Below are 3,916 nucleotides of genomic sequence, written 5' to 3' on the forward strand. Positions count from 1 at the left end.
GCCGTCCTGATTCAGATCGGCGATCGCGACCGCCGCGCCCGCACGCGCGAGCTCCAGCGCGATTTCCTTGCCGATGCCGCTTGCCGCGCCCGTCACGACGGCAGTTTTGCCGTTCAATTTCGAAGTCATTCCCGAAGTCTCCATCAGTTAAGTCAATGAAAGCATCGCGTCCGGCATTCATCCAGTCGGCCGAGCGGCATAGGCCGAATGGCAGGCTGTCGCCGCGCGGCCGACATTGCTATTGTGCATGAACGAGGCCGCGCGCCGCGGTCAAACAGGCTAAGCTTGTTGTCGGTCACGCTCGATCGGAGGCGATATGAACTACCGAAGGCTGGGACGTTCCGGATTGCAAGTCAGCGAGTTGTCGATCGGTTCATGGGTCACCTATGGCAACCAGGTCGATCGTCGTGCCGCGCGAGAATCGCTGGCTGCCGCACGCGACGCCGGCGTCAACTTCTTCGACAACGCCGAAGTGTATGCGGGCGGCAAATCCGAGGAAATCATGGGACATGCGCTGAAGTCGCTCGGCTGGCCGCGCATCAGCTACGTGGTTTCGACGAAGTTCTTCTGGGGGCTCGCGGAAGCGCCGAATCAGTACCACACCCTCAACCGCAAATACCTGCTGAACGCGATCGACGCGTCACTGCAACGTCTGCAGCTCGACTACGTCGACCTCGTGTTCTGCCATCGCCCCGATCCGAATACGCCAATCGAGGAAACCGTGTGGGCGATGAGCGACATCATCGCGCGCGGCAAGGCGCTCTACTGGGGCACGTCCGAATGGAGCGCCGACGAGATCCGCGCCGCATACGAAATCGCCGAGCGGCATCACCTGCGCAAGCCGACGATGGAGCAGCCGCAATACAACCTGTTTCATCGCAAGCGCGTCGAGCAAGAATATAGGCGCCTCTATGAGGATTTCGGAATGGGGCTCACGACCTGGAGCCCGCTAGCGTCTGGGCTGTTGACTGGAAAATACCGGCACGGGGTTCCCGCCGGCAGCCGAGCCGAAATTCACGGCTACGACTGGCTGCGCGCACAATTGACGGACCCGGCGAAGAACAGCGTCGTCGAAGCGCTCGGCGAGGTAGCGCGCGACCTAGGCTGCAGCGTCGGCCAGCTCGCGCTGGCTTGGGTGCTGAAGAATCCTCGCGTCAGCACCGTAATCACCGGCGCGTCGCGTGTCGAGCAAATCATCGAGAACATGCGCTCGCTCGACGTGGCGGCAAAGCTCACGCCGGACGTCAAGCAGCGGGTCGAGCAGCTCGTCGGCGATGCCTACCAGTAACCGCACGGCAGACCGAATCGCATACTCGCGTACAATACGCGACCGCATCTGCCAGCCATGCCAGCAGGCGTTGCGACATCATTCGCACGTCCCGCCGCTCGGCCGATTTCCACGTCTCGCTCCGTATTTCTCTCGCCATGCTCAGCTATCGTCACGGCTTTCACGCCGGCAACCACGCGGACGTCCTCAAGCACGCCGTTGTCGTGCAGTTGCTGCGTCATTTGAACAAGAAGGACAAGTCGTACTGGTACATCGACACGCACGCAGGTGCAGGCGTCTACTCGCTCTTCGACGGTTATGCGGCGAAAACCGGTGAGTTCAGTACGGGGATCGAAAAAATTTGGGATGCGGCGGATCTGCCCGAAGCACTGGCCAACTACGTCGACGAAGTCCGCGCGCTGAACAGCGGCGGCGAGCTGCGCTACTATCCGGGCTCGCCCTATCTCGCATGGCGAATGATGCGCGAACAGGACCGGATGCGCCTGTTCGAGCTGCACACTACCGAAATCGACGTGCTACGGCACAATTTTCGCGATGCGGGGCGACGCGCGATGATCTACGCCGGCGACGGATTCGAAGGCATCAAGGCGCTGCTGCCACCGCCGCCGCGGCGCGCGCTCGTGTTGATCGACCCGTCATACGAGGACAAGCGCGACTATGCAAAGACGATCACCTGCGTGGAAGAAAGCCTGAAACGATTTGCAACGGGATGCTATGCGATCTGGTATCCACAGGTGAGCCGCCCCGAATCTCAGAAATTCGCCGATCATCTGAAACGACTGCAGCCGAACAACTGGCTGCATCTGAGCTTGACTGTGAGCCGTCCTCCTTCTGACGGCTATGGCCTGTTCGGCAGCGGAATGTTCATCCTGAATCCGCCATATACGCTGATCGACTCGATGAAAGAGACTCTCCCGTATCTCGTCGAAAAGCTTGGGCAAGATGGCGGCGCGACGTTTGCGATCGAGCACCGCGGCAACTGACTTCGCGCTGTTTACTAATGCGGCGCGGGAGATTTGAGCGGAACGGCCGAATTCGGCACTGCGATGTACGGGATGATCACCATCGGCGCCGTTGAACCGGAAGACAGTTCCGTCATCGGCGCAGGTTGCGCAGGCGCGACGATCGAAGCATGCGATAAGGGCGCGTTCTGCAGCACGATACCGCCCTTACCGTCGTGAATGCCGCTTTGCGTGTCCAAGATCAGCGGCGCACCACCGTTTGCTCCAGCAATCGCAGCCGTTGCGATGCCGCATAGTGCGACGCAACCGATCGCGAAGCAGAAAAAGCGCTTGACGACTTTCATCCGGCCCCCGTTTCAGACGACGCTGATTGTACGCCGATAGGCTACGATATCTGTACTGGACGTTTCCAGCTTATGAAAAGACAAAGCCCCGTCAATACGGAGCTTTCCTTTACTCGCGCACTAAGCGCGTGACGCGACGTCTTGCCGCTTCGAGTTACAGCGAGTAGCCGTTGGCTTCCAGCGAACGGATGCGCTGTTCGAGTTGAACGATGTCGCTCGACGATGCCAAGTAGGCTTCACGGCGGTCGCGCTCTGCAGCTTCAAACCAGTTGCTCAGCTTTTCGATGATGTAGGCAAACATGTTGGCTCTCCAAGGAAGGTTGAGATCCCCTGGTGAATCGACTTCAGGGATATCCCGCATAGGGTTAACCCGATTATAGCCTGATTGCACCAAGTTGCCAGTGAAATGCTCGAATGTGATGCATGCCGATTTGGAATAGATCAAACAATTCCAACTTAAGCGTCTGATTTTTGAGGCACTTTCGTAGTCCGCTGCGCCAGAATCCCACGTCAGAATGCACTATTTTGGGTCACAGCAAGGGTTAGCCAAGCGCTCCAAAATGGGGCAATCCGGTCGGTCATCTCCACTGCAATGCGCGGCAAGGTTCGCAAGCGTGTTCCGCATGTCGGTAAGCTCGGCGATCCGGCCGTCAAGTTCGGCCACGTGCTCGATCGCAATCGCTTTGACTTCGGCGCTCGCTCTCGAGCGATCTTGCCAGAGCGCCAGCAGTTTCCGGATGTCGTCGACGAGAAACCCCAGCCGTCGCGCCTGCCGGATGAAGCGGAGCAAGTGGATTTCTTCATCGTGGTAGACGCGGTATCCCGAATCGGTACGCTTCGCCGGATTGAGAAGGCCTACGCTTTCGTAGTAGCGGATCATCTTTGCGCTGACGCCCGTTGCCTTTGCGGCCTCTCCGATGTTCACAATTCGCTCCAGACAGAATCACGACTCGAATGTTAGCGCGTTCTGCCAAATATCTTCTTCGCTGTCCGGCTGCGGCTTGCGCTGAAGTCAGGCCCCCGACCAGGGGTATCGCACGACGAACGAGAACCAGAACTAGGCTGACAGCGAAGCATCCGGAAGTTACTGCTCGATGGAAAACATCTGGCCACCGGCTCAAGACGGAATAAGTATCGCCGTCGCTCCGAAAAGGCTCGCCAGTGACCAAGGCGCTCACACCGCGAAACGCGTGGAGCAGATCGGCGGACTAGACGCGAGGGCCGGTCGAATCCCAAGAGCGCGTGCGGACGGTCCGAGAGGCCCGCCCGCGCTCGAGCGAGAAGGGAGTCGAGGCGGGAGCTGGAGCGCGAGGCTCCTGCCG

General features: G+C 59.5%; 6 protein-coding genes. 2 read left to right on the plus strand and 4 right to left on the minus strand.

Annotated features, from left to right (window positions below; translation table 11 throughout):
- A partial coding sequence (locus tag X946_RS30145) for an SDR family NAD(P)-dependent oxidoreductase (RefSeq protein WP_152611628.1) occupies positions 1–129 on the minus strand: 129 nt, incomplete at its 3' end.
- A 187-nt stretch (positions 130–316) separates the two neighbouring features.
- Here X946_RS30145 and X946_RS04545 point away from each other — a divergent pair.
- Both X946_RS04545 and X946_RS04550 read left to right on the plus strand, forming a co-directional pair.
- Complete coding sequence (locus tag X946_RS04545) at positions 317–1,288, plus strand: potassium channel beta subunit family protein (protein ID WP_038744514.1); 972 nt, start codon at positions 317–319, stop codon at positions 1,286–1,288.
- Positions 1,289–1,425: 137 nt separating this feature from the next.
- Positions 1,426–2,271, plus strand: coding sequence for a 23S rRNA (adenine(2030)-N(6))-methyltransferase RlmJ (locus X946_RS04550; protein WP_038744515.1), 846 nt, complete (start codon positions 1,426–1,428; stop codon positions 2,269–2,271).
- Positions 2,272–2,285: 14 nt separating this feature from the next.
- Here X946_RS04550 and X946_RS04555 read toward each other — a convergent pair whose 3' ends face one another.
- The 3 genes from X946_RS04555 to cueR all read right to left on the minus strand — a co-directional run bounded on the left by X946_RS04555 (position 2,286) and on the right by cueR (position 3,519).
- Positions 2,286–2,594 (minus strand): hypothetical protein, encoded by a 309-nt coding sequence (locus tag X946_RS04555; RefSeq protein ID WP_052145007.1) that lies wholly within the window; start codon positions 2,592–2,594, stop codon positions 2,286–2,288.
- Between the two features lie 154 nt (positions 2,595–2,748).
- Complete coding sequence (locus X946_RS30150) at positions 2,749–2,895, minus strand: DUF3563 family protein (RefSeq protein WP_081989347.1); 147 nt, start codon at positions 2,893–2,895, stop codon at positions 2,749–2,751.
- Positions 2,896–3,114: 219 nt separating this feature from the next.
- Positions 3,115–3,519 (minus strand): Cu(I)-responsive transcriptional regulator, encoded by a 405-nt coding sequence (gene cueR / locus X946_RS04560; RefSeq protein WP_038744516.1) that lies wholly within the window; start codon positions 3,517–3,519, stop codon positions 3,115–3,117.
- Between the last annotated feature and the right edge of the window lie 397 nt (positions 3,520–3,916).

The sequence above is a fragment of the Burkholderia sp. ABCPW 111 genome (assembly GCF_000773065.1).
GTDB lineage: Bacteria > Pseudomonadota > Gammaproteobacteria > Burkholderiales > Burkholderiaceae > Burkholderia > Burkholderia savannae.

Excerpts from the sequence above, each read along its gene's own strand:
- X946_RS04555 (WP_052145007.1), bottom strand. The coding sequence starts at position 2,594 with ATGAAAGTCGTCAAGCGCTTTTTCTGCTTCGCGATCGGTTGCGTCGCA.
- X946_RS04545 (WP_038744514.1), top strand. The coding sequence starts at position 317 with ATGAACTACCGAAGGCTGGGACGTTCCGGATTGCAAGTCAGCGAGTTG.
- X946_RS04550 (WP_038744515.1), top strand. The coding sequence starts at position 1,426 with ATGCTCAGCTATCGTCACGGCTTTCACGCCGGCAACCACGCGGACGTC.
- X946_RS30150 (WP_081989347.1), bottom strand. The coding sequence starts at position 2,895 with ATGTTTGCCTACATCATCGAAAAGCTGAGCAACTGGTTTGAAGCTGCA.